Here is a 23,048-nt window from a genome sequence, read left to right as displayed (position 1 = left end):
GTTGCGACGACCGCTTGAATCCGCCTTCTACGCCACCGTCGAAAAGCGCGACCGACCGGAGTTGGCCAACCAAGCCGTTATCGTCGGGGGTGGCGACCACCGCGGGGTCGTCGCGGCCTGCTGCTACATCGCGCGTTTGTCCGGTGTCCGCTCGGCCATGTCGATCCGGGAAGCCCTGGAGCGCTGCCCGGACGCTGTCGTCATTCCGCCGAACATGGCGACGTACAAGGAGGTCGGCCACCGCGCCCGCGAGATCATGGCGGCGTTCACCGACCTGGTGGAGCCGATCTCCATCGACGAGGCCTATCTCGACCTGTCCGGCGTGCGGGATCGGCTCAGCATCAGTCCCGCCCAGGCCCTGGTTGAGATCGTCCGGCGGTTCGAGGCGGAATTACGCATCACCGCGTCGATCGGCCTTGGCCCCAACAAACTGCTGGCCAAGATTGCAAGCGACCTGGACAAACCGAAGGGCTTTGCCGTGATCGGGCGGGCGGAGGCCGCGGCCTTTCTAGCGCCCAAGCGGGTCACGATTCTCTGGGGCGTCGGGCCGGCGCTCGAACACAAGCTGTGGACCGATGGCATCACGAAGGTCGGTGACCTCCAGGACAAGGAGGAGGTCTGGCTCGTGCGAAAATACGGCACCATGGGCCGGGCCCTCTTCCGCTACGCGCGCGGGCTCGACAATCGCGCCGTGGAGCCGGAGGCGCCCAGCAAGTCGATCAGCGCCGAGGAAACCTTCGATTGGGACATCTCCGCGCCGGCAACCCTCCAGCAGGAACTGCAGCCGCTGGCCGCGAAGGTCGCCCGGCGCATGGAGCGCGAAGGCGTGCTCGGCCGCAGTGTCATCGTGAAATTCAAGACGGTCGACTTCCAGCAGTTCACGCGCTCCCGCCGCGTCGCGCCGACCCGCTCGGCCGAGGCCATCCTGGCGACGGCGGCGGACATCGTTGCTCAGGAAGCCGACGGACGGGCGTTCCGATTGATCGGTGTCGGTTGCGCCGACCTCACCGACCCGTCCACAGACCCCGAGCCGGACTTGTTCGGCTTTTTGAGTGGCGCTCGGGGAGCAGGTCCAAAACCGTAGCGAGGAACGGCACCCCGGGATGATATGAAAGATCTGGCTGAAACGGGTTGTCAGCGTAACAAGCGGACGTGGCCGAGCCATCCGGGATGATAGCAGTGGCGCGGGAGTTCGCTCAGATAGGGGCTGAACTCCATCGGCCGGCCGTGGCGGAAGCGGGTGTGAGTGATGGTGCAGAGGCGCTTGGCGCGGGTGATCGCGACATAGGCCAAGCGACGCTCTTCCGCTTCCAGGCCCTGGGCAACGGACTTCGCGCTCGGGAGGATGCCGTCCTCCCAGCCGGGAAGGTAGACGAGGGGAAATTCGAGCCCCTTCGCGGCGTGAATCGTCATCAGAGTGACGCGATCCTTGGCGTCTTCATCGCTGGCGCGGGCGCTCGCCAGGGCCGCGTGTTCGAAGAGGGTGACGGCGTCCGGGAACGAACCAGTGAGAGCGACGAATTCCTGCAGGCTTTCGACGCGGGACTGGGCGTCGTCAGAGCGGGCGTTGCGCCAGTGGTTGAGGTAGCCGGTGTTGTGCAGGACCCGGTGCAGCTGGTCGGACAAGGACTCGCCGGGTTGGGCGGCGCACAGGCGGATGGTCGCGGCGAACATCTGGGCGGCTTGGCGCTGGGCGCGCTTCAGCGGTGGGTCCTCGCACGCCTGGAGCATGGTGCGGCCGGTGGCGCGGGCGTGGTCGGCGATGGTCTCCTCGGCCTTCGGGCCAAGGCCGCGCATGGGCGTGTTGAGCATACGGCGGCAGGAGTCGTCGCTGGCGTGGTCGTCGGGGAAAAGAGAGAGGCGGAGAAGGGCGAGAGCATCCTTGATTTCGGCCTTATGATAATAGGCTTGGTCGCCGACAAGAACGTACCCCACGGAGTTGCGGATCAACGCGTCCTCGACGGCGCGGCTGATGTGGGAACTGCGGTAAAGACAGGCCATGTCGCCCCAGGGCACGCCGCGGGCGTTCTGGCGGCGCATGTCGGCGACGATGGCGTGAGCCTCCTCGTCGGGGCTGTCGAATTCCAGGATCTGGATCGGCAAGCCGAGCCCGGCGTTGGTGTAGAGGGTCTTGCCGAGACGGTTGCGGTCGCCCGCGATGATGGCGTTCGCCGCCGTGAGGATGTGACCGGTGGAGCGGAAGTTTTCCTCCAGGCGGACCACCGTGGCGTCAGAGTAATCGTTACGGAACCGCCGAATGTAGCGGATATCAGAACCGCGGAACGAAAAGATTGACTGATCATCATCGCCCACCACAAAGATGTTGCGGTGGTCTTTCGCGAGAAGGTAGAGCCAGTAATATAGTGCCAAACTAATGTCCTGGTATTCGTCAACCCAGATGCCTGCGAAGAGGTTGGCAAAGCGACGGCGGGTGTTTTCGTCGTCGAGCATGGCGCCTGTGGTCCAGAGAAGGAGGTCCCCATAATCCGCACTGTTCGTCTCGATCAATTCCCGCTGATAGGCCGGGTAGACCGTGGCAACGAGACGGAGGGTATCAACGTCGACGCGGCGGCCGGCGGCCTGAGCGGCGGCGATCCAGGCTTCGATGGCCGATGCGGCGTGATCGGGGTGGACGAGGTTGTCCTTCAGGCGGGAGATCGCGTTGCCAACGGTCTTCAGCGGGTCCACACCTTCGGCGCGTTTGGTCAGCATGGAGAGGGCGTCCATCGTGCGCTTCAGGACGCGCTTGCTGTCGTCGGCGTCAAGGACCTGGAAGTTGTCGCGCAAGCCGGCCAGGCTGGGCTCCATGCGGAGCATGCGGGCGGCGAGACTGTGGAAGGTGCCAACCCAGCTTGGCAGCTGATCGGCGCCGAGTACGTCGGTCAGACGGACGCGGAGTTGCCGGGCGGTCTTGTTGGTAAAGGTGACCGCGAGGATGTTCCTGGGAGCGACACCGGCGATGATGCGAAGCGCGATCGAGGCGGTCAGCGTCGTCGTTTTGCCGGTACCGGCGCCAGCGAGGGCCAGAACCGGGCCGGTGGCGAGCGCGGCTTCGCGCTGGGTGGGGGTGAGGGACGACAGGATGTCGTCGGATGGAAACGACGGGAAGTGGACGGCCGGCAAGGCGGCGAGCGGGTCGAGCGCGGCGATCATGGCGCGGGATCCTGGAATGGGTAATGGGAGTGGCGCGCCATTGGCGCAGGCCTGGCGTCGCTCGGCGGGAATGACCGGGTGGATGTGGATAGACGGAATGGCGGAGGCGACAATGGTGAATGGGTCGTGCGTCGAAGTATAGCGCGGGTGGCCGTCTCGGCGGAAGTCTTCGCCTTATGAAAGGCACTGTCGAGGGTTTGCGGACCGGTGCGCGCGTTGACGCGGATCAAGGCGGGCCAGGGCAGGAGGCGGTCGACCTGCCGAAGGGAAAGGCTGTGGTGCGCGGCCCAAGCGATCCACGGAAACCGCTGGTCACCGCGAAGCAACGGCACCGACAGGGATCGATACAACGGCGGCGTGACACCGCATCGGACGTCGATGGCAACCCACCGATCCAGCACGCGGCGATCATCCAGGTTGCATGGCGGATTGGGCATCATGCTTGATGGCGCGCATGGCGCGCATGGCGCACGCCCATAATCCTGCGATTGAATACAGGGGCGCCGCGCTGTTTCGCGGACGGCAAGGGTGCCAACGGTCAGGGCGTCGTCATGTCTTCTGTTGTCGACGCGGCCCTCGGCTTGCGGAGGAGTCGGCAGCGCTCGATCAGCAAGACCACGCCACCGGCACGCCGGGTCGGAATCGGCCCAGCGCGGTCGAGAGGGGACGAACAAAGGATGCGGCAAAAGCGACGGCGAGCGTGGAGACGTCATTGGCGATGGTAACGACAGCGGATGCGGCGACGGATTAGGACATGAGCGCGTTGACGATGCAGCCGACGATGATGCCGGCGGGAATCGCACGGGCATTGGAGGCAGAGGCGTGGACGAAAATGGCCGTCCCGATGCCGATGATCCACGAGACGACCATGGCAACGTCGGAACCGCCGCCGGCGTGCGGGGCGGCGCTGGTAGCGGCGGAGGCGACGGCCGGGGAGAAGGAAGCGCTGGACAGGGCGGTGGATAGGGCAGCGGTCCGCACGGAAAGAAAGATGTTCATGGTGGGGCCCCGAAGACGAATGGCGTGGAAGAGTTTGCTGTCAGTTTGGCGCAAGCGCGGCGTCGTGAGTGGGGCGTCTTAGGTGGGCGATATGTGGCTGGCTCGGGGCTCGGGATCGGCATCGAGGTCGTCGTTGCCGGCGGCATCGTGCCAGGAGTGGGTGTCTGCATCGTAGATGTCGCCGGAAAGGCTTTCCCAGAAACCGGTGTGCGGGTCGACGAAGCGGCCGCGCCAGTCAAAGGTGTCAAGCCAAGCGGCGTGGTCGGCGCGGGCGAGAGTGCTGCGGGCGGTGGACAGGGCCTGCTGGGCGGGAGTGTCGGCCACGCAACGGGTGTAGCCGCAGCCGTCGCGCGTGATGAAGTGGGTGCGGACGTCGGCGCGCAGGCGGTGATGAGCGACACGTTCAGCGGCAAACTGGGCGGCCAGGCCGTCGTGGTCGCGGGCGGAGACGAGGCCGAAGAAGCGGAGGAGGCGACGCATGGTGGGGGCCAGCCTTGGGAAGGTCATGAGGAGGCGGTGTCGTCAACGGTACCGGGCGTTCGTCCGGCGTTGGTGGCCGGGGGGCGCGGCGCGCTGTGGAGCCAGAGGCGGGATCAGCGGGTGTACCCGGGAAAGAGGGGGAGGAGTGGCGCAGGGCCTGACTGCGCGTGCTGGTACGAGGCCCGGTAGCGCGCGGCGCGTAGGTGGCGTAGCGCGGTTCGGGCGGCGGCATGGGTGTCGTCCAGGGCGGCGCGCTTGGTGGCTGGTGGGAGGTCGCTGGAATCGCTTCGGTCGACGAGGGTGTGGAAACGCCGCGTGATGCGGCGCGTGAAGTGGATGCGACGTTCGGCGGCTTCGGCGCGGCGGCGGAAGGTGGCGGCAAGGCGGGCGGCAAAGGTGTGGGCACGGTGGAGAAGGTTGTGGAGCATCGGCGTGTACTTTCAGGACGGGGGTGATTCGGACGGAATGCCGGCGTAGGCGGTCAGGAACTCCTCGCGGACGTCGCGCCAGGGACGTTCGACAACCGACAAGGGAAGCGGGGCACCATAGCGGGCGGCCCACGCGGCGGGATCGGATTTGGGGAACAGCACGGGCCCTTCCGTGCCGCGAACAAGAAGGTCGATCTCCTTGATTACCGGAGGGCAGCGCCAGGGGAGGTCGAACGCTTCGGACAGGCTTTGGTCGATAGCCTCGTCCAGGCGGCAAAGGTCGGAACAGACCCTCTTCACCGGAGCGGGAATTTCACCAATAGCGGTCTCGCCCGCGTCATGGAGGAGGACGGCCCGTTGGAGGGTGGGCGTGGCGTCGGCGTGCAAGAGGCGGAGGGCCTGCAGACACAGGAGGCTGTGCTGGGCCACGGACCACGGGACGATGGTTTGACCGCCGTACCGGTTGAGCGTCGCCAAGCCGTGCGCGAAGTCCTCAATGTGCCACTGATCGGGCGCGGGGACGGGACGCGCGATGCGGCGGCCGGTGACCGTGGTGACGGGGTCCGCTGGCTCGAGGGTGCAGGATGGTGGCGCCGCATGGGAGTCCATGACGAGGGGCCTTTGAAAATGGTGCGAGGTTTGCGGAAGTGTCGGCGAGAAGCCTCGCCGCTCGCAAGGGCGAAGTGAAGCAGGCGGCATGCACTGGCCGCATAACGCGTGACGGCGGCAAGAGCCACGTTCTTTTTGGATGGCGGGAGAGTGCTGGCGCGGTTAGAGTTGGGCCGATCTTGGTCTAGCTTGGGGGTCGCCATGCGGTTGCCGGATGGGCGGTCGGCGTTTGGATTTGTCCTCGCGCCGGTGGAGATGACCGATTTCCGGAATCTGGGCGCGCAGTGGCAGGAGGTCGCGCGGGGCGTGGCCTTGGGCATGGTGCAGGCCGGGCTCCTCAGTGATGATGATCCGGCGGTGCGGGACGGGCGCGGCGGCGTGAAGGGTGTGCTGGTCCGGGCAACCGACCGATGGCGGGAAAAGTGGGCGCCGCGGTTTGTGGCGGGATGGCGCGCAGCGGCACCAGAGGAGGGGATCGTCGGGCAAGTCGGCGGTGTCGTCGAGGTGACGTGGGCCGGCCGGCACGAGTTTCTTCGCGAAACGGCGGCGGTCGGGATCGGATGGTCGCTCCTGCTCGCGGTGTGGTTCGGCATGGCATGGGCCTTCCTGGTATTCGGCGTCACGCCGGCATACGCCGCGGTGACGAACGCCGACCTGGCGCGGCAGGCGCTCGGCGACCTGCTGCCGTTTCTGGGGTCGGGCGGCACGCTGCTGTCGCAGGGGCTCGGGTCCATTGTCGGTGCGTTGTCGGCGATGGCCTGCCTGGTGGCGGCGTTGGCGGCGCTGCTGAGCCTGGTGGTGATGGTCGTAGACACGGCGACGTCATCGGACTTCGCGCGGGGCAAATACCAATGGACGATGTTTGCCCTGCGGGTGGGGGTGGCCATGATGCTGCTTTGGCCGATTAACGGATCATGGGGTTTAGGGTCGCAGTTGGTTGGATTCGTCGCGGCCTATGGGTCGGACAAGGCATCCGAGGCGTGGGATGGGATGACGAGTTATCTGGCGAACAAGGACAAATGGGTGAGCAAGCCCGGGGTCGGAGATATGGAAGTCATGACCACGGTGGTCGGCGTGGTCACCGCAGAGGCGTGCAAGGCAGCGATCAACCTTGATCCAAAGCGGAATGACATGGAGCGAGTCGTTGCGGTACCGGCAAACGGAACGGTCATTCGATGGGATTACCAACTGAACCACTGGTATGGCTGGACAACGGAATCGTCCGCAGGATGCGGGGCGGTCAAGTTTCCGGAGGTTAGTGCAAGCGCCGTAGGGTCAGGGGCCGCCACCGCGGTGTCGAGCGCCCACAAAGAAGCGTTCGAAACTATGAGGGCCACCGCCGAGGCCGAAGTGACGACGCTTATCAAGGCTCGGTTGGCGTGCCGCGATGTTCCCGCAAACTGCAAGGAGGACCCAAAAAGTTCAACGATCGCTGGGTTGCCAGCCTCGTATAAGGCGAATGTGCAAAGCTTGATTTCAGACCGTTGGCAGACGATCAACAGTGACATAACCGCCAAGCTCAGCAAGGGGGTGAGCGGGAAAGGGTGGATCGGCGCCGGGGAATGGGCTCAAGCCATGACCAACCTGCAGGGTAGTCTCGGCGCGGCGGGAAACGCGGTTCCGCAAGTCAGCGGGCCGCTGCTCGACTCTGTGGCGGACGGCGTCACGGCGGTCCATAATTGGTTCGGCGACGGCCTGATCGCGTCAGGAAACCCAATTGTTTTGGCGCAAATGGCGGCATCGTCGGGAAACTCCAACGCGGGAGACAGCTTTCTCGAAGCGTGGGGCACAGGCATCTGGCAGACCGTTGCAGAGGTTCCACAGATGAACGCGCTCGCAGGTCTGTCGAGTGTTGGGCATAAGGTATATTTGTTCGGTGGTGCAACGCTGATTCTGACGAAAATGGTCGGTGGCTCAGGTGGTGGCGTCCAGGGCTCCGACATTCTGCCATGGTACGAGCGGGCATCAAACGCGGTGGTGGACGGCGTGGTCAAGGTGGGCCTCAAGCTTATGCCAGGGCCTGCGAAATGGATCGGCAAGATCGCTGGCTTTGCCGGGGAGACAATACGAGGTCTGGAGCCGATCCTGGTGGGTGCGGGCATGGCGCTGTTCGTCACCGGGTTGGGGTTGGCCTATCTAGTGCCGGCATTGCCCTTCATCCGGTTTCTCTTCGCGGTGGTGAGCTGGCTCATCGCGGTCCTGGAAACGGTGATCATGGTAATCATTGCACTGGTGTTGGTGGTGACACCGGAATCAGGAGGGTTCCTTGGGCCGCACGCGCGGTCGGCCTTCATGAACCTAGTGGCGTTGTTCGTGCGGCCCCTGTTGACGTTGGCCGGTTTTGTTGCTGGGCTGGCCCTGACCAGCGTATCCGTGGGACTTCTAAACGCGCTTATGCTGCCGATGATGCGGGACGCGACCGGCGGCGGAGTCATGTTCATCAGCTTTGTCGTCTACATGTTTGTCTATCTGGGAATCGCCTATGCGTTGGTGAACATGTGCACGAAGACTCCGGATACGCTGGCCGTGGCGGCGTACCGCTGGGCTGGAGCGAACGGCGGCGGCGGCGGTGACGAGGGAGGGGGCGTTGGCGGGTCCGTGTCGAACGTGGCACAGAATGTCCTACGCGAGATCGCGATGCGTGCGCGGCCAAAGAAATAGGCCAACGGGGACCATAAAGGTCCACAAGAGCACCCCTCAATTCTCGCCGATGGCGACCGTATATTTGTTCGCGTGTGGTTCAATGCGCCACTCTTGACTGAAACGATGAAAGTAACAGCTGGCGAATTCTGCACGCTTCACCGGATTTTCCGAACAAACATGATTGCATGGGGGTGGCGTTGGCCTCCGGCGATTGGAACAAGCTTCAATTCGCGAAGGAACCGGGGACGGTTGGGCGCGCCACGTGTTCGCCGGCGGGTGCGACCAGAAGGTGAGCCTCCGTGCGCCGTCGCCGCAGGCCTCGTTGGGTGCGGCGAGCTGTCGCGATGGACGTCAGCAACGCGTGAGAAGGCGTGGACGGCAACAGAGTGAAGCGCCGTCAACATGGCGTTACGTGCAATGTTGCAGAACCGCAGCCGCTATGATTTTCATGGTTCGATTGGCGCGCGACGGGTGTCGGAGGCGCGGGCGTGGAGGTGCAAAATGATGAACGGCGTTCCCGCTATGACAACTGAGGCAACGATCCGGAAGCGACTTGGTGGCGATCCGGCGTTGGAGGCAATCGGAATGTTCGTGATCCTCGCAACACTAGGGCCTGCGGCCACGATCGCCCTGTGGTGGGCCGCCCGTCTCACGGGCGTGGATATGCTGGTGGCGCTCGTCTGGGTCTTTGCGCTCGTGGTGGCGATCACGTTGCCGGCCCTGCTGTTGCGCATCCCGGGAGCGATCATCAACAGGATGCGGTGGTTTCGGCCGGCGGTGGAAGCCGTGATGCGGGGGAAGATCGGCGCCAGCTGGGCGGTGCAGGGGCGGAACGGTGCCGGCGTCGTGGTGGTGGACGAGCCGGAGCGGCGCTTGTGGGTGTCGGGGGACGTGGTCGGGTTCGAAGAGGTGCGGGAAGTCGACTGGTCGACCACGGGCAAACGCGCTTTTTTCCGGATCGTTCTGACCAACGGGAAAGCGCCTGTCATGGAGGTCCAAATGGACAACCATGCGGCAGCGATGCAGGCGGGGCAAAGGCTAATCAATGCGCTAGAGCAGAAGTCTGGAGGGAACTCTGGAGGTCTTCTGGAGGGAACCATAAAGCCTCACGAGAGCACCCATAAAACCCCATCGCAGGTACCATAACTTTGTTTGCGGGCTTTCCCGAGCTCCCGAGGCATGCCGTAACCGATGGATGTTGGCCCTCTTCGTCTGGACGGCATTGTCCAAGCGGTCGCTGCCGCGCGTCGATGCGCGTCCGGAAACTGCACGCCCTGATTGCCAAGGCCGAGTAGCACGTTATAATTGCCGCGAACGGATGGGGAATAGTGATGGGTTGGCGGAAAAAGGCGGGGAGTGTTGTCGGGGCGGTGTTCATGCTCGCCGGGTGCAACCAGCAGCCCTCTCCCTACGAGCAGGTGGCCGGGCGTTGGCTCGTCGCCCCGTCGTCCGCCGGACAGGCGGAGTGCGCGGCGATGGACCCCATCGATTTCCGCGAGAAGTCCGTGGACGCAAACGGCACGCTGTCCAAGGCCGTGTATGACCGCGAGGGGGAGCGCATTCTCGTCTCGCTGGAAGGCGGCAAGGCCGGGCCGCTGCTGGCGGTCTCGGTGAAGGGCTCCGAGATGACGATCGTATCTCCGCGCCAGTGTGCCTTCCTGCGCGAGGCCGCCGCGAAAGAAGCCGTGCTCAACGCGCTTCAGGGGACATGGACAATCCGGTTCGACAAGCCGGGCGGCACCAACCGCGATGAGCGGGACACCTATGAGACGGTGATTTCCGGAGAGGGCTTCGAGGACACCTACAAAGGTCCCTCTCATACGGTTAGGACCACGCTCACGCTGCAGCGACTGGAGCATGGATTCGCCGTTTACACCTTCGCCAAAGGCTCCGTGGACAACAAGCCCTTACCCCAGAGCGACGAGGACAAAGCGAATTATCCCATCATGAACGGGGAGATTCGAATCAGGCCGATCGATGGGAGCATTGCGGAGGTCTGGCTGAAGGCCGACAAGTTCGATGAGCGGGCCAAACTGATCCGCCTGAAGTGAGTTTAACCCGTCTGCCGAATGGCCTTGCGCAGGGCGACGATGAAAACCGAGCACATTGAGATCGCGGGCGATGGTCTCAATGCGATTAGCATCTGCAGCACCATCTGGAGGAATGATCATGCGGGCCTATATTGAGTCGATCCTGGTTTTCGGCCTCCTTGTGGTTGCCCTCCGCGCGGCAGTCGCAGTTGTCGCGTTCGCCGTCGGACTCCCCGTCGACCTTGTCGCAATGGTTTTCGGCCTGACCGTGGGTGGTGGCAGCATCCTGCTGACCGGCGGCGCGATGCTCACGGGCGACGGTCGCCCTGGTCCGGCTCGCTGCGTCGCTCTCGCCACCGGGCTGTGGGCGGCCGCGATTCCGGTGCTGGACGAGCTGGCGCGGCGCGAAGCGCACGTCGATCCGGACGTTGGTTGGATGCCTTATGACATCATGCCTCTCTATGGAGAACCGTGGTTCCAGGCGTCCGTCTTTGCGGCCCTGGCCGCCGCAACGGCTGTCCTGGCGGTCCGCTGGTACCGAGAGGAGTGGTAACGTCAAGTCGGGCCAGCGGAATACCGCGGCGTCCCGCGCCACCGAGCAGAACAAAGCCGTTGTGACCGAGACCCCAACGGTCAGAGCAACGGGTGCGCGATGGAGACGCGGCGGGCAGCTGTCGCCATGACAATGCCGATGTACTTGTCACCCTTGGCGCACTGTGTCGGGGTCCAGATCACGCGGCTATCAGCGCCAATGGCCAAATCCGGCTCGTAGGCTCTGATGCCATGCACGAGATTGCGCGCGAGATAGGTGCGGCTCGAATAAGGGTTCTTGCCGGGCCTGTCGAGCGCTTCGATTAGGACCTTGACCGGAACAGGGCCACACTCGGCAATCAGAATGCGGACTTCGGTCATCATCCGCTGATACGGGGTCTCGCGATATGCCCAGCGTTCACCTGCCTCGGCGGCCTGCATCGGGTCGGTGAGCGAATCCTGAATGCGGGCGACATTGCGCAGGTGATGACGCAGAAGCTTTGGACGCCGGTCCCAGACAATGTTGCCGTTCCCCGCATCACGGCACAAACCGAGGCCAAAGTGCTGGCAAAGGTGGTCGCGGAGCGCATGCCGTGTGCTGTGGGCGGAGCCGGGGAGCGCCATCACAACCAGCGGAACGAAGCGGGTCCATTCGGCGGCCTGTTCAATCAGGGTCAGGGAAAAGCTCCGCTTGACCTCCACCACCATGGCCAGCCCATGAGAAACCGCCACGATATCAGCGATACCGGTCGGAGCGTCTGGAAGCCACGTGCGCAGCGGTACCTCGGTGTAAATCGCCCATCCCTCGTGGCCCAAGCCCCTGGCGACATTACGCGCGAGCGCAGACTCCGAGCGATCTGTTTTGATCGCGTCGTCGAAGCTGGAGAGAAGCGGGTCTTCGGTGGTCATAGGGTGCCTCGACGGTGATGGGAGGTGCCCGCCAGCTGCTTTCATCCCATCGCGCAAGCGACGGGCACGGAACGTGGCGCGGCGGGCGGCTCCGGCTCGAAAAGGCCACCGGGCGAGTGCCTGGCGGCGGGGTGGTCGATTAAGAGCGGTCGCGCGGGTCAGCGGGGCAGCGGATCAGCGTTGACACGTGGTCGGGAAGGTGGTTGCGGAAGGACGGGTCGCGGTCCAGGCGGACGCGTTGGCCCTCGACGTAGGCCAGCATGGGCTCGCTGACGATAGCGCGGCGGCCGAGGGCTTGGGCGACCTCAGCGACGGTCGCCGACCCGGCCATCGGATCATAGCAGAGGTCGCCAGGGTCGGTGGTTTGCAGGATCACGCGCTCCGCGAGTGCTTTGGGAAAGCGCGCGGGATGGATCGGCAGGCCGGCGGCGCGGCAACGGCGGGAGTAGGTGTCGGAGGCCGGCACCCCTCCGGCGATGAGGAGGTTGTTGGGAATGGCTTCATCGTTGGCGTGGAAGGCGGCGGAATTGATGTCATAGCCGGAGGGGCGGCGTTCCTTGGAGCGGACGCGGTCGGCCGCGACCCGGTCGGGCGTGGACTTGCGCGGGACGAGGATGTTGTCGACCGTGCGCTTCGGAAAGGGCGAGCGGCTGAGGAACTTGACGTGCTCGATCGCGCCTTTCGGGATGTAGCGGGACTTGGCGGTCCACTGGATGTTGCCGAGCTTTGTCGGGTTGAGCCAATAGTCGGGTTGCTGCTCGTACAGGCCGATGTTCTCGATGGCATCCAACATGTACCGGTACAGATATGGCGACATGGCCGGAATGCCGGGAATGTGGACGTCGGCGACGTTGAGGACGATGATGCCGTCGTCCGTTATCAGGTCAGCCCAGAGGCGTGTCAGGCGTGACATCCAATCGAGCCAGATCGCCGGAGTCATCGCTCCGTACTGACGGCCGGACTGGATCGGGTAGACGGGCGAGCTTAACACCAGCTGCACGGAGCCCGGCGCGATTTCGGAGGCGGCGTCTTCGGCGTGCGCCCAGAGGCCGATGCCAAGGTCCGTACTCCAGGCCAGGTAGACGGCACCGCGACGGATGCGGCCCAGTTTGGCGTAGGCGGGGTCGGCCAACTGCCACAGGCCGCGGCCGGCGTCGACGATCAGGCCCCGGGCCTTGGCGGTCTGGCGGGTCCAGCGGATTTGCTGCTGTAGATGATTGTAGGCACGGCCGTTCGCGCAGGTGCGGGTGGCGCTGCGGGCCTCCGTCGGCATGGCGAGGCGGTCGGCGATCTGCTCGTAGATGTCGCAAGGGCGTGCTGTGCCTCCGGCGTCGTCGAGGGCCTGAAGGAGCGGGAAGGCCAGCAACGACTGGAGACCGCGGGGGCGGCTGGGCAGGGCATCGCGGGCGGCGGTTTCCTGGTTTTGACCTCGCTGGATACGGCGGCGCCGGGCGGCGATGGCGGCGGCGCTTGGGGCGGCGGGTTGGGAGGCGGGCGGGACGTCGTCACGTGGCATAGTGGGGTGGCTCCGGGTGGCGGCCTGGGCGCTGTGCGCCGGGTCTGTGCGCCGTTTGGGCGGGGGAAGACGGAGGTGGGGCTTCACATCGCGTGTTGCGGTGGTCGGATAGTGCGAGGCGCGTGGCGAATCATCCGCAACGACGAAGGTAGGCGGGGATCTCCTCGTCCCACGCGGTCGGGACCGGGGGCTGGGCAATGACCGCAACGCCTGGACCCGGCGTCGGGGATTGGGTCACGGTGTGGTTGGTTCGGGCCGGCGCAGGGCTTGGCGGGGCGGTGGCGGAGCGCGGCGCGCGGAGGATGGAGGCGAGATAGAGGGGCGGGAAAATTGGATAAAGCGCTGTGGTCGCCAGGGTGGTCAGGGCAAGGCGGAGCGTGATCGGCGTGGCCTCCTGCGTGCCGGACAACACGGCCAGAGTGGCGGTCCAGACGGACAGCCAGGACCAGACATAGGTGATAACGATCAAGATGGCGGGGTCCATGGGGTTGGCTCCGGACAGGTGGGGTTAGTCGGTGGGCACGCGCTTGGCGGCGGGGTACGGACGGGCTGGGTGCTTTGTCGTGTGGTAGCGGTCAATGAGGAGCTGCAAAGCCCGGTCAGGGCCATCGCGGACGAAGGGTGGGCGTAATGCGTGTGAGGGCGGCGTCGCCGCGGAAGGCGGTGACGCGGACGCTCTGCCCGGCCCGGGGCATCAGCGGCGAAACCGACCGGTGACAGACTAACAGTCGAAGGCTGCCGGGGCATGGACGGTGAAGGCGGGCACTATGCGCCAGACGCGGGCCTCGGCCTTGGATGGGCGGAGGCGGCCGCGGAAACGCGCGGCACCGCGTCGGCGGCGCGGCGACACCGGGGAAGCCGCACGGAAGGGAGCGGCGCGGAAAGCCGGTCATCCCCCCGGTGACGGCACGGGACGCAGGTCGAAGGCCTCCGGGGTGAGGTGCTGGGTCAGCCCCAGGTCGGCGAGGCTGGACAAACCGCCGGGGAGGTGGAGGATTGGGCGGGGACGGTTGGGGCCGGTGGCGCGTCCCAGGGTGATGAGGACGTTGTCGGCGACGACGTCGAGGTACGGGGCCGTGTTCAGGAGGGTGGGATCAATGCCGCCCGCCGTCGCGGCCACGAGGGTCAGCCAATTGCCGGCCGGGTTGACCAGCGACCGGTAAATTTCGGTCCCCGCCGCGTCAAGGAGTGTGACGCGCCACGGGGTGCACGCGTCGCCGCCCCCGTCCACGCGGAGGGTGAAGACCGGTGTCGGTGCGGCCACGGCCATGGGAGCGGGGGCCGGGAGGGGCGGCGTCGCCGCAACAACGGGTCCGGGCGCGGCGAAAGGCGACGGGGCGGGCAGGTCGAGGGGGGGCACAGCCATGGGCGGCGCGAGCGGGGGCCAGGGCGCGCCGGAAATTCGCGGCGGCACTGGCGGCGGAGCGACCGGGTGGGGCCCAGCGGCATAGGCCGGCATGGGTGAGGAGGGCGGTGGCGCCGGCGGTGGGGCGCTCGGCCGGGCGGATGGCGCGACCGAGGCGGGCGGGAGTGGCCGGGGTGCCGTGCGGGTCTGGTTGGGTGAATTGGCGGAGTGCGGGCCGCGGCGGGTGCTGGCCGCCTCCAGGGCGTCGAGGTCGAGGGCCGTGGCGGGGCTGCTGGCGTCGGCGTAGTCGGTCCAGGCGATTCCGGGCGTGCCGAACAGAGCTTCCTCGATGTAGACGCTGGGCTTGGCCGGGTACCGGTCGCCGGCGCGGTGGTTGGCGTGGCTCACCGTCAAGGTGTCGCGGGCGCGGGTCATCGCAACATAGGCGAGCCGGCGTTCCTCCTCGTTGGCGGCGTCGCCGTTTTGGGGACAGGTGTCGTTTTCAACACCGGGGAGGAAAACATGGTCGAACTCCAAGCCCTTGCTGCCGTGGATGGTACCGAGGGTGGAGACGGTGATGCCCGGCGTTTCGGCGCCGTTGCTGGTGGCCGGGGCACCCGCGCCGCGGGACGTCGGGGCGGGCGAGACGGAGGCAGCGGCGCACCAGGCCTCGTAGCTGCCGGCTGTGACGGCGGCCTGCACGGCGGACAGGATGCGGGCCTGCGTGCGGGAGAGCGCCGGGGCCGGCGCTTGCGCCTCTCCGGAGGCGTGGGGCGGAGCGGCGCTGCCAGGCGCTTGGTCCACGGCGTCCTGGGCGAAGGCAGCGAACAGGAGATTTTGGACGGCGAGGCAGAGGTCGGTCCAGGTGGCGAGGGCGCCGGAGCCGCGGGCGTCCTTGAGGCGGGCGGCCGCATCCTTCATGGCGTCGAAGGTCCCGCCGGCGCTCAGAAGGCGCTTCAGCGTGTCGGCGTCGGTGTAGCCAAGACCGGCCGCGGGGTAGTGGGCACCACGCAGGAGGCCGTCGACGAGCTGGGACTCCTCGGGCTCGCTGCTCTCGCTGCCGCGCAGAATACGGAGGGGAATGCCCTGGCCACGCAGGGCCTGAGTGACGTGGTAGGCGCGGTAGCTGGCGCGCCACAGCACGGCGATCTGCTCCGGCGGGACGCCGGCGTCGAGGAGGCCGCGGACCTTGCGGGCGGTGTCCTGGGCCTCGGTGAGGTCGTCCGGGTATGTGACCACCTCGATGGCGACCGCGCGGGCGGGGCCGGGGGACCCGTGCCGGCTGGGCGTGGCGAGGGCGTGGCCGATGGGGTCGGGGAGGACAACGTCCGCGCGGGTCGCGGTCAGGGCGGTCTCGTAGCGGTCCTTGTTGTGGCGGATCAAGCGGTTGGCAGCGGCCACGATGGTCGGGCGGCACCGGTAATTTTCGGTCAGGGCGATGATCTGTGCGTCGGGCCAGCGGTCCTGGAACTGCAGGATGTAGTTGGGGTCGGATCCGCGAAAACCGTACAGAGTTTGATCAGGGTCGCCGACGCACCAGAGATGTCGATGGCCGCCAGCCAGGAGGTCAACGAGGGCGCCGAGGGCTGTGTTCACGTCCTGGTACTCGTCGATCAGAAGGGCTTTCCAGCGGTTCTGGAAGGCGGTGAGGTACCTTGGGGTCTCGCGCAGCAGCAGGACAGGGAGCGCGATCTGGTCGCTGAAGTCGATCACTTGGGAGTCGCGCTGAGCGGCGACGTAGCGGTCGTAGTCGCGAGCGAGCGCGGCGAGGGCCTCGTCGGCCGTGGCGCCGCTGCCGGACGCACCGGTGGCGATCCGGAGGGCCTCCTGCGGGGTGATGAGCTTTTCCTTCCAGCGCGCGACGACGTCCAGGAAGGGGAGGTCATGGACCGGGCCGAGGAGGATGGCGGCGGGCGTTTTGCCGCACAGGAGGGATTGCAGGACCTGGGCGCCCCGGCTGGGTACGGCCGGGGGAGTGCCGAAGGTGAGGTCGTCGCTGCCGCCGAACCCGGCCCCAAACCAGCCCAGGTCCGAGGCCGGCGGCGCAACGCGGGAGGCAGGGTTGGGCGGCGTGCCGAGTGCGGGATGCGGGGGCGCGGCCTGGCTATCAGCGGCGGAGCGGCGCTTGCGGTTGCCGTAGCGCAGGTCGATGCCCAGGCGGCGGCACAGGTCGCGCGCGTCGGTTCCGCGCATCAGCGTGTTCGCCTTGAGGGCGCCGTTGCGCTCCAGGGCGCGGAGAATGCGGAGGCCGAGCGCGTTGAGAGTGCCAACCATAAGTTGGTCGTTGGGATTCTTGGGACGGAAACGACCGCCGTGGGCGGCGTTTACGCGGCCCGTGATCTCGATGGCCGAGGCTTGGGTGAAGGTGCCGATGAACAGGCTGTCGGGGGTGATGCCGTGGTCGAGCAGGTGGCCGATGCGGTCGGTGGCGGATTTGGTCTTGCCCGTGCCCGGGGGGCCGAGGACGAGGGTGGGGGACAGGGGGGCATAGACGGCGGCGGCTTGGGCACGGTTGAGCGTGCCGGCGGCGATGGCGGCCTCGGCCTGCGGGGGAAGGGCGAGGGCGGCGACGTCGAGGGGTTTGCGGAGAGGGGCGGAACGGGCAGGCATGATGGGGGTCCTCAAACCGAGGCGACGGCCACGCGACCCGCAGGGGTGATCCAGCGCGCCATGGCGGGCTGCCCGTGAGGACGGAAGTGGATGCCGTCGAAAATAGCACGGCGGGACTCGCGGCGGAAGGGGCGGCGCGTTGCGTGGGCTCACGCCACCGGCGTGCCGCGGAGCCCGCGATGTCGCGCGTACCGCAGAGACCTAAGGGCAGGGAGGGTCATAGCGCGCTGGGCTGCGGGGCGGGCGGGGCGGCGACTTGGCCAGCGGCCCGGTGGAGGACGGCGTTGAGGAAGCCGGCGTACCAGAGAACGGCCTCCTCCTCTTGGGTGTAGAGGCCATACGGGCAATCCTCCCAGGCAAGCCCGTTGTAGAACGCGGCGCCACCGTCGGCGTAGGGGAGCAATGCGGCGGGGGGCCATGGCGCGCCGGCGGCAGGGCGGTAGAGAACGCGCTCGCGACGGTCAAGGCGAATCACGGCCAGCCCACGCGATGGGGCGCGGCGGGTGGTCTCGCTGGCGACGCGACGGGTGCGGGCGTCGGTGATGGTGACGACGCCCTTCAAGGCCGGACCGGACCGGGCGAGGTCGCAGATGCGGACGATGAGGGTGTCGGCGAGGGCGACCAACGGGTCGGGCGTGGACTCGGTGTCGGGCATGGCGGCGGTCCTTGGCGACGGATGAGAAGTCAACGCCGCGGACGCGGCGGGGCCGCGCCACCATGCGGGCGGTGTGGCAGGGCAGACCGTGCGCCGCTGCGCGTCTTGGGGCGGCGGTGCCGGTGGGCATGGAGGCGGGCGCCGGGGTGAGGGGCGGGCGGGGACCTCGGGCCGGCGCGCGGCGTGTTGGATGCCGCTGGACGGGGCCCGCCGGGTCAGCCCATGCCGGGCCCGTCGAAGGCAAGGTCGGCGACATGTGGGGCGAGGGTTTGCGCCGGGTCGGGGGACGCTTGGCCCTGTTGGACGGCGATGACGTAGGGCATGAGGCCACGCTGCTGGGCGTCGGCGGTGTGGTCATAGCTGCCCATAATCGCCTTGGCGGCCTCGCGCATGGTCGTGTCCGCGATGGTGGCCCATTCCGCCGCGCGTTGGGCGGGGTAGATCTGGCCTTCCTGCTGGAGGCGCTTGGCGGCGTCGATGTTCGCGTCCTTGATGTGAGCGGCCGCGTGGAAGGTGTCGACGGCGCGGGCCGGGGTATTGCCCGCGAGCAGCGCCTGCAAGTCGCCCATGCGCTGCATCTGGTCGGCGAGGCGGGCGCGAAAGGCCGGGTGGAGGCCGGTGACGGCCGGGTCGGCGAGGTCGGCCGGCGATACGCGCTCGGACAGCGTTTGCGACAGATCGAGCAGGACCATCGTTGTGAGGCCATCCGGATAATCGGAGGCGATTTCCGGTGGAATGGCGGCCTGCACGGCGGTCAGGTGGCGGAACGCCTTCAGGGCGTCGGCAAGGTTCGCGTCGCGCGAGGGAGCGGCTTTGTGGTCCGCCAAGGCGTCGCGGTCTTTGCCGCAGTCGGCTTGCGCGCGGCCACGCTGCTCGATGGCGGCGACGAGCTTGCCGACCGCCGCGAGCGCATCTCTGCGCTCGGCGCGTTTGAACAGGAAGCCGCCGCGGAGGTCGCCGAGGAGAGCGGGCTCGTCGCGAACCTCCTGCGCGACGGTGCCAGGGCCGGGGCGCATTTCAAGATGCTTGCGAAGGTTCGCGGCGGCGGCGGCGGGGTCACGATAGACCGCGGCAAGGAGAGCGACCACCTCGGCGTTGGCGGCGTTGAACCGGGCGGTCGACGCGGCGAGTTGCTTGGTCTGGGCCTCTTCGAGGCGCAGGTGGGTGTTGGCCTGGAAGGCGCGGCCCTCGATCTCGTTCAAGGCGTAAGCGGCGCGGGCGGCGGCTTCGGCGCGAACGGCGGGGTTGGTGTCGTTGCCGGTCATCAGGACCAGGAGGCGGCCAAGGGCGGGCGGGATGAGCCCCGCTTTCACCCCGGCGCGGAGATTCTGGTGGAACGGATTGGGCGGCGGCTTTTGCTGGCGCGCGGGCGCCGGTGGGTCGGCCAGCGGTGCGGTGGCCCGCGGGGCCGTGGGGCGGCGTGCGGCCTGAGCGCGCCGCCGCTCCTCGAACAGGTCGAGGAACCGGCCGGTGGCGTGGACAACGTTCCGGAGGTCAAAAACGGAGCCGCGGGTGCGCATGGCGTTGCCATCGCCAGCGTCCGCCGCACGGCCGTTGGGCTGGCCGGGAGCGGTGGCGCTGGATGTCAGGCGCGGGTCGGAAGCGGCGGCATCAGCGAAGGTCATCGTAGGGCGCCACAGATACGAGTTGCGGCTCGGTCAGCGAAAGGCCGTCGAGGTCGTAGACCATGATAGTCGCTTTTCCAGCCGCGGACAAGCTGGACAGGGTGGCGGCGGGGATGTCGCTGACGATGACGCGGACCCCGTCGTCACGGTCGATCATCACGGCGCCGGTCGGCGCTGCCGGAGGGCGAAAAACAAGCAGCGGGCCGGGGTGGGCGGCGGGCGCGGGCGCCATGTAGCCAATGGACGGGAGGTCTTCGGGGGGAAGGGCGACGACGCCGGCGGCGACGTAGGGCTGTGGGGGGCGGGCGTCCGGGACGGGTGGCGTGAGGGAGGGCGACGCGACGGAAGGCCCGCGTCGGGTGGTGGGCCCAGCGGACGGCAAGGCCACGTGGGCGGTCTCCTTGGTCGCATCAGCGCCCGGAAGGACGGGCGCGAACGGCCCGATGGAGCGCGCTGCGCGGGGAAAGGAGGCGCGGCGGGCCGGGTCGTGCCAGGCGGCGCGGACGGCGGCGGCTTCGCGGTGCAGAGCGGTGATGGTGGGAGTGAGGAGCGGGACGAGGTCGGTGGCGGCACGGGCGATGGCGCCGTTCAGGGCGATGGTGTACGCGGCGGGGTCTGGGGTGGGCGGGAGCGGAAAGCGCGACAGGGCCTCATGGCCGTAGGGGAGATCGGCGAACGTAGCAAGGGCGGCGGCCCGGACGGTGGGGTCGGGCAGGGCGCGGAGGACCTCCACCAACAGGATCCAGGCGCGAGCGGCTTCGGCGGCGGCGGCGCTGCATTCCGCGGCGAGCTCGGGCAGAGACGTGGCCGGGTGCAGAAGGCTGGCGGCGAGGCGGCCGACCGTCGATTGGCCGGAGAGGCTGACGTGCGCGTGATACAGGCCGGCGGCGAGATAGGCGACGTCGAGGGAAGGCGGGAGGTCTGGCGACAGAAAGAGGGTGCGGGCGTGCGGGCTCCACCCGCAGGGAGGCGGAGCCGGGAACGTGGCGTAGACGCCGGCGTCGGGCGTCACGCGGGACGGCGGCGCGGTGGGGGCGGACCAGTGGACGGACAAGGCCCAGTCCAGGACGCCGGAGAGCCCAGCGCCGACGGGTTGTCCGTTGAGAACAACGGCCCTGAGGGATTCGATCGCAGCGGCAAGGCGGGCGGAGGTGGCCGGTGATGGAGGCAGGGGAGCGGCGACGGCGCCGGCGAAGGCGCCGGCCGGTGGGTAGGGCAGGACGGCAACGGGGGACAGGGCAGCGTGGGCCGCGGCGATCCCGGGCGGCACGGGGGACGGCGCCCGATGCTGAGCGCCCGGGGGCCAGCTGTGCGGGGAGGCGACGCTGTGGATGCCGTCGGCGAGGGCGATGGCATAGGAGGACGCGCGGGGGCCGGCGGCGACCGCGGGCGAGGTGGGGCTGGCGGCAAGGCGCGCGAGGGCGGCCTGCTGGGCGGGCGCCGGCAGGAGGGCGAGGACGGCGTCGGGCGCCTGGCCGGGGTTGCAGGCGGGCCACTCGGCGAGAACGAGGCCGGTGGGATCGGTGGCGACGCACCAGACACCGGGGAGCGTGCGGAGATGGGCCAGGACTTCGGGGGGGAAGCCGGGGGCGGCGATGACTGGGGCTACGGCGGCAGCGGTGGAAGCGACGGCTTGGGGAAACAGGTCCGGGGGGACGGAAAGAGTCAGCGTGCCGCGGGCGGCGTCGAGGGCCAGCGTGCCCGGCGGCGCGATGGGCGTCGGACTGGGCGGCGCGTCCGGAACGGCTTGGCTGGAAATGACCAGAAGCGGAGTGCCGTGGTGGGTGACGAGGACGTTCATGGCGGCGGCGATGTGGTCGTGAGGGGGGCGGCTGGCCGGAGCCCGGAGCCGCCCGTGGAGTTTAGGGCAGGACGGGGCGGCGGGGAAGGATGGAAAAGGACGCTGGGCCGGAGCGGCGAACACAGGACCTGGTGCGCCCCCAGCCCCCCTTAGGCGCGCTTGCCCGCAACGTGCGTGGCGTCGCACCCGGACGGCCACGCGGCGCAAGACCGGGTGATTGGAGGATCCCTTGGCGCGCAGGGCGGACCTGGAAACGGGCGCAGCGATGGACGCTGCGCCCGTTGCGTGGAGGGCCCCGGCGCGTGCGGGACGGGTAAGGGCAAAGACGTGGGATGGGTCAGGCGGCCGTGCCGGTGTTGATGGCGTCCTTGAGGGCCTTGCCGGCGGAGAATTTCGGGGCCTTGGACGCGGCGATCTTGATCTCGGCGCCGGTCTGCGGGTTGCGGCCGGTGCGCTCGCCGCGCTCGGCAATCTCGAACTGACCGAAGCCCGGCAGTTTGACGGTTTCGCCCTTGACCAGAGCGTCTTGCAGGCAGTCGAGGACGGCGTCCAGCGCCTTGCCAGCATCGGCCTTGGTGCCGCCCAACTTGGCGGCGATCGCGTCGATGACGTCAGATTTGGTCATGGTGATGAGACCCCTGTGATGGTTGCGGTTGGAGTGGAGCAGAGAGTGGGCAGTGTACGGCGGCGCTCCCGGTGGCGCACGGGATTTCGCACGGGCCGTCTGGGTTGAGCGCAACGGCGTGTGGTCCCGTTGATACGACGGGTGCCCATTACGGCGTCGGGGCGATGATCGGAGCGTCCGACGGTTTGGCCATGCTTGTCGTGAGGTCGAACAGGCGCCGACGGACCGTCGGATCGGCGATCCGGTAGTAGGCGCGGACCAGTTCCAGGGTCTCGCGCTTGGCCAGCGGGTTGGGCTCGTGGGCGGCGCTCGGTGTGTTCGCGGTGTCCGTGGCGGCACTCACCGGAATGCGGTCGGCGATGACGCTGTTGGCGGTGGCGGACGGCATATCGTCGAAAAAGAAGCTCACCGGAACGTCGAGAATATGGGACAGGAGAAAGAGCTTGGAGGCGCTGATGCGATTGGCGCCGCGCTCATATTTCTGCACCTGCTGAAACGTCAGGCCGATAATTTTGCCGAGGTTCCCCTGACTCAGGCCAAGCAGCGTGCGGCGCAGACGAACGCGGGAGCCGACGTGGACGTCGACGGGGTTGAAGGCGACGGTGTCCTGATCGGGACGACCGCGACGGCGGGTGGCGGGGTTGGAGCGCGAGGTGGTGGTCGACACGGATCGGTCCTTTGCTGGTGGTGGGAGGGGATGTTCCGGATCAGGGCGGGTGAGCGGCACGGGGACGGTGGACGACATCGCTGGGCAGCCTATGCGTGAGGGCCATTACCGCTTCCAGGTGATCCTGTTCAACCGGCTTTGGCGGACGCTTGCAGAAACCTGAACCTAGAACAGCCGAACAGTTGCGATGCCGCTTGGTGTGGTCATGGTCAGTGATGAAGAACAAGGTCTCTTCTGTGCGACCAGTGGCGGCATCCAAGGATCAGGTGACGCGGCCATCCGCTCCATCAGCGCTCGTCACATCGAACTCGGTGGTGGCGGGTTTCATGGTCGCGGCAACGTTGCGTCTGGCCACTCCATTTTCGCAAAGAGCGCGTCTTTGTCGCTGTCGAAAATGATCTCCCACGGAGTCATGGTCTTCC

At 67.6% G+C, this 23,048-nt stretch carries 19 protein-coding genes; 6 read left to right on the top strand and 13 right to left on the bottom strand.

The genetic code is table 11. From position 1 onward, the window contains the following. Window position 1: 1 nt before the first annotated feature. Window positions 2-1,084 (top strand): DNA polymerase IV, encoded by a 1,083-nt coding sequence (locus M2351_RS26545; RefSeq protein WP_264659052.1) that lies wholly within the window; start codon window positions 2-4, stop codon window positions 1,082-1,084. Between the two features lie 50 nt (window positions 1,085-1,134). Here M2351_RS26545 and M2351_RS26540 read toward each other — a convergent pair whose 3' ends face one another. The 3 genes from M2351_RS26540 to M2351_RS26530 form a co-directional block, all read right to left on the bottom strand. Further along, a complete protein-coding gene (locus M2351_RS26540) occupies window positions 1,135-3,153 on the bottom strand; it encodes an ATP-dependent helicase (protein ID WP_264659051.1) in 2,019 nt (672 codons plus the stop codon). A gap of 747 nt (window positions 3,154-3,900) precedes the next feature. Continuing rightward, window positions 3,901-4,152: a hypothetical protein gene (locus M2351_RS26535; protein WP_264659050.1), complete on the bottom strand. Its 252-nt coding sequence runs from the start codon at window positions 4,150-4,152 to the stop codon at window positions 3,901-3,903. Window positions 4,153-4,230: 78 nt separating this feature from the next. Further along, window positions 4,231-4,632: a hypothetical protein gene (locus tag M2351_RS26530; RefSeq protein ID WP_264659049.1), complete on the bottom strand. Its 402-nt coding sequence runs from the start codon at window positions 4,630-4,632 to the stop codon at window positions 4,231-4,233. A gap of 230 nt (window positions 4,633-4,862) precedes the next feature. On the opposite strand from M2351_RS26530, the gene M2351_RS26525 reads away from it, so the two are divergent. Continuing rightward, on the top strand, window positions 4,863-5,087 hold the full coding sequence (locus M2351_RS26525) for a hypothetical protein (protein ID WP_264659048.1): 225 nt from the start codon (window positions 4,863-4,865) through the stop codon (window positions 5,085-5,087). On the opposite strand, the gene M2351_RS26520 is transcribed toward M2351_RS26525, so the two are convergent. After that, window positions 5,073-5,669: a hypothetical protein gene (locus M2351_RS26520; protein ID WP_264659047.1), complete on the bottom strand. Its 597-nt coding sequence runs from the start codon at window positions 5,667-5,669 to the stop codon at window positions 5,073-5,075. The genes M2351_RS26525 and M2351_RS26520 overlap by 15 nt on opposite strands. Before the next feature lie 201 nt (window positions 5,670-5,870). On the opposite strand from M2351_RS26520, the gene M2351_RS26515 reads away from it, so the two are divergent. The 4 genes from M2351_RS26515 to M2351_RS26500 all read left to right on the top strand — a co-directional run bounded on the left by M2351_RS26515 (window position 5,871) and on the right by M2351_RS26500 (window position 10,895). Next, entirely contained in the window at window positions 5,871-8,330 is a 2,460-nt protein-coding gene (locus M2351_RS26515; protein ID WP_264659046.1) for a DotA/TraY family protein, read from the top strand. A gap of 483 nt (window positions 8,331-8,813) precedes the next feature. Next, the gene (locus M2351_RS26510) at window positions 8,814-9,458 is read left to right on the top strand and encodes a hypothetical protein (RefSeq protein WP_264659045.1); all 645 of its coding nucleotides are present in this window, start codon (window positions 8,814-8,816) and stop codon (window positions 9,456-9,458) included. Between the two features lie 224 nt (window positions 9,459-9,682). Further along, a complete protein-coding gene (locus M2351_RS26505; protein WP_264659044.1) occupies window positions 9,683-10,363 on the top strand; it encodes a hypothetical protein in 681 nt (226 codons plus the stop codon). Between the two features lie 118 nt (window positions 10,364-10,481). Continuing rightward, a complete protein-coding gene (locus M2351_RS26500) occupies window positions 10,482-10,895 on the top strand; it encodes a hypothetical protein (protein WP_264659043.1) in 414 nt (137 codons plus the stop codon). 80 nt (window positions 10,896-10,975) lie between these two features. Here M2351_RS26500 and M2351_RS26495 read toward each other — a convergent pair whose 3' ends face one another. From M2351_RS26495 to M2351_RS26455, 9 genes are all read right to left on the bottom strand, one after another. Beyond that, window positions 10,976-11,782 (bottom strand): hypothetical protein, encoded by an 807-nt coding sequence (locus tag M2351_RS26495; RefSeq protein ID WP_264659042.1) that lies wholly within the window; start codon window positions 11,780-11,782, stop codon window positions 10,976-10,978. 139 nt (window positions 11,783-11,921) lie between these two features. After that, entirely contained in the window at window positions 11,922-13,298 is a 1,377-nt protein-coding gene (locus tag M2351_RS26490) for a site-specific DNA-methyltransferase (protein ID WP_264659041.1), read from the bottom strand. Window positions 13,299-13,428: 130 nt separating this feature from the next. Then, window positions 13,429-13,782, bottom strand: coding sequence for a hypothetical protein (locus M2351_RS26485; RefSeq protein ID WP_264659040.1), 354 nt, complete (start codon window positions 13,780-13,782; stop codon window positions 13,429-13,431). A gap of 405 nt (window positions 13,783-14,187) precedes the next feature. Beyond that, window positions 14,188-17,253, bottom strand: coding sequence for an ATP-dependent helicase (locus M2351_RS26480; RefSeq protein ID WP_264659039.1), 3,066 nt, complete (start codon window positions 17,251-17,253; stop codon window positions 14,188-14,190). Between the two features lie 217 nt (window positions 17,254-17,470). Then, window positions 17,471-17,908 (bottom strand): hypothetical protein, encoded by a 438-nt coding sequence (locus tag M2351_RS26475; RefSeq protein ID WP_264659038.1) that lies wholly within the window; start codon window positions 17,906-17,908, stop codon window positions 17,471-17,473. 215 nt (window positions 17,909-18,123) lie between these two features. Further along, complete coding sequence (locus M2351_RS26470) at window positions 18,124-19,533, bottom strand: BID domain-containing protein (protein WP_264659037.1); 1,410 nt, start codon at window positions 19,531-19,533, stop codon at window positions 18,124-18,126. Continuing rightward, the gene (locus M2351_RS26465) at window positions 19,520-21,334 is read right to left on the bottom strand and encodes a hypothetical protein (protein ID WP_264659036.1); all 1,815 of its coding nucleotides are present in this window, start codon (window positions 21,332-21,334) and stop codon (window positions 19,520-19,522) included. Before M2351_RS26465 ends, M2351_RS26470 begins: the two co-directional genes overlap by 14 nt. Window positions 21,335-21,671: 337 nt before the next feature. Beyond that, a complete protein-coding gene (locus tag M2351_RS26460; protein ID WP_264659035.1) occupies window positions 21,672-21,959 on the bottom strand; it encodes an HU family DNA-binding protein in 288 nt (95 codons plus the stop codon). 148 nt (window positions 21,960-22,107) lie between these two features. Continuing rightward, the gene (locus M2351_RS26455; protein ID WP_406567440.1) at window positions 22,108-22,626 is read right to left on the bottom strand and encodes a helix-turn-helix domain-containing protein; all 519 of its coding nucleotides are present in this window, start codon (window positions 22,624-22,626) and stop codon (window positions 22,108-22,110) included. Window positions 22,627-23,048: the final 422 nt, after the last annotated feature.

It is taken from the genome of Azospirillum canadense, assembly GCF_025961225.1.
Classification (GTDB): Bacteria; Pseudomonadota; Alphaproteobacteria; order Azospirillales; family Azospirillaceae; genus Azospirillum; species Azospirillum canadense.
The sequence above is the reverse complement of the archived record's forward strand: the minus strand, read 5'-3'. Positions and strand labels throughout refer to the sequence as shown.

Excerpts from the sequence above, each read along its gene's own strand:
- M2351_RS26540 (WP_264659051.1), bottom strand. The coding sequence starts at position 3,153 with ATGATCGCCGCGCTCGACCCGCTCGCCGCCTTGCCGGCCGTCCACTTC.
- M2351_RS26535 (WP_264659050.1), bottom strand. The coding sequence starts at position 4,152 with ATGAACATCTTTCTTTCCGTGCGGACCGCTGCCCTATCCACCGCCCTG.
- M2351_RS26530 (WP_264659049.1), bottom strand. The coding sequence starts at position 4,632 with ATGCGTCGCCTCCTCCGCTTCTTCGGCCTCGTCTCCGCCCGCGACCAC.
- M2351_RS26525 (WP_264659048.1), top strand. The coding sequence starts at position 4,863 with ATGGGTGTCGTCCAGGGCGGCGCGCTTGGTGGCTGGTGGGAGGTCGCT.
- M2351_RS26520 (WP_264659047.1), bottom strand. The coding sequence starts at position 5,669 with ATGGACTCCCATGCGGCGCCACCATCCTGCACCCTCGAGCCAGCGGAC.
- M2351_RS26515 (WP_264659046.1), top strand. The coding sequence starts at position 5,871 with ATGCGGTTGCCGGATGGGCGGTCGGCGTTTGGATTTGTCCTCGCGCCG.
- M2351_RS26510 (WP_264659045.1), top strand. The coding sequence starts at position 8,814 with ATGATGAACGGCGTTCCCGCTATGACAACTGAGGCAACGATCCGGAAG.
- M2351_RS26500 (WP_264659043.1), top strand. The coding sequence starts at position 10,482 with ATGCGGGCCTATATTGAGTCGATCCTGGTTTTCGGCCTCCTTGTGGTT.
- M2351_RS26495 (WP_264659042.1), bottom strand. The coding sequence starts at position 11,782 with ATGACCACCGAAGACCCGCTTCTCTCCAGCTTCGACGACGCGATCAAA.
- M2351_RS26490 (WP_264659041.1), bottom strand. The coding sequence starts at position 13,298 with ATGCCACGTGACGACGTCCCGCCCGCCTCCCAACCCGCCGCCCCAAGC.
- M2351_RS26485 (WP_264659040.1), bottom strand. The coding sequence starts at position 13,782 with ATGGACCCCGCCATCTTGATCGTTATCACCTATGTCTGGTCCTGGCTG.
- M2351_RS26480 (WP_264659039.1), bottom strand. The coding sequence starts at position 17,253 with ATGCCTGCCCGTTCCGCCCCTCTCCGCAAACCCCTCGACGTCGCCGCC.
- M2351_RS26475 (WP_264659038.1), bottom strand. The coding sequence starts at position 17,908 with ATGCCCGACACCGAGTCCACGCCCGACCCGTTGGTCGCCCTCGCCGAC.
- M2351_RS26470 (WP_264659037.1), bottom strand. The coding sequence starts at position 19,533 with ATGACCTTCGCTGATGCCGCCGCTTCCGACCCGCGCCTGACATCCAGC.
- M2351_RS26465 (WP_264659036.1), bottom strand. The coding sequence starts at position 21,334 with ATGAACGTCCTCGTCACCCACCACGGCACTCCGCTTCTGGTCATTTCC.
- M2351_RS26460 (WP_264659035.1), bottom strand. The coding sequence starts at position 21,959 with ATGACCAAATCTGACGTCATCGACGCGATCGCCGCCAAGTTGGGCGGC.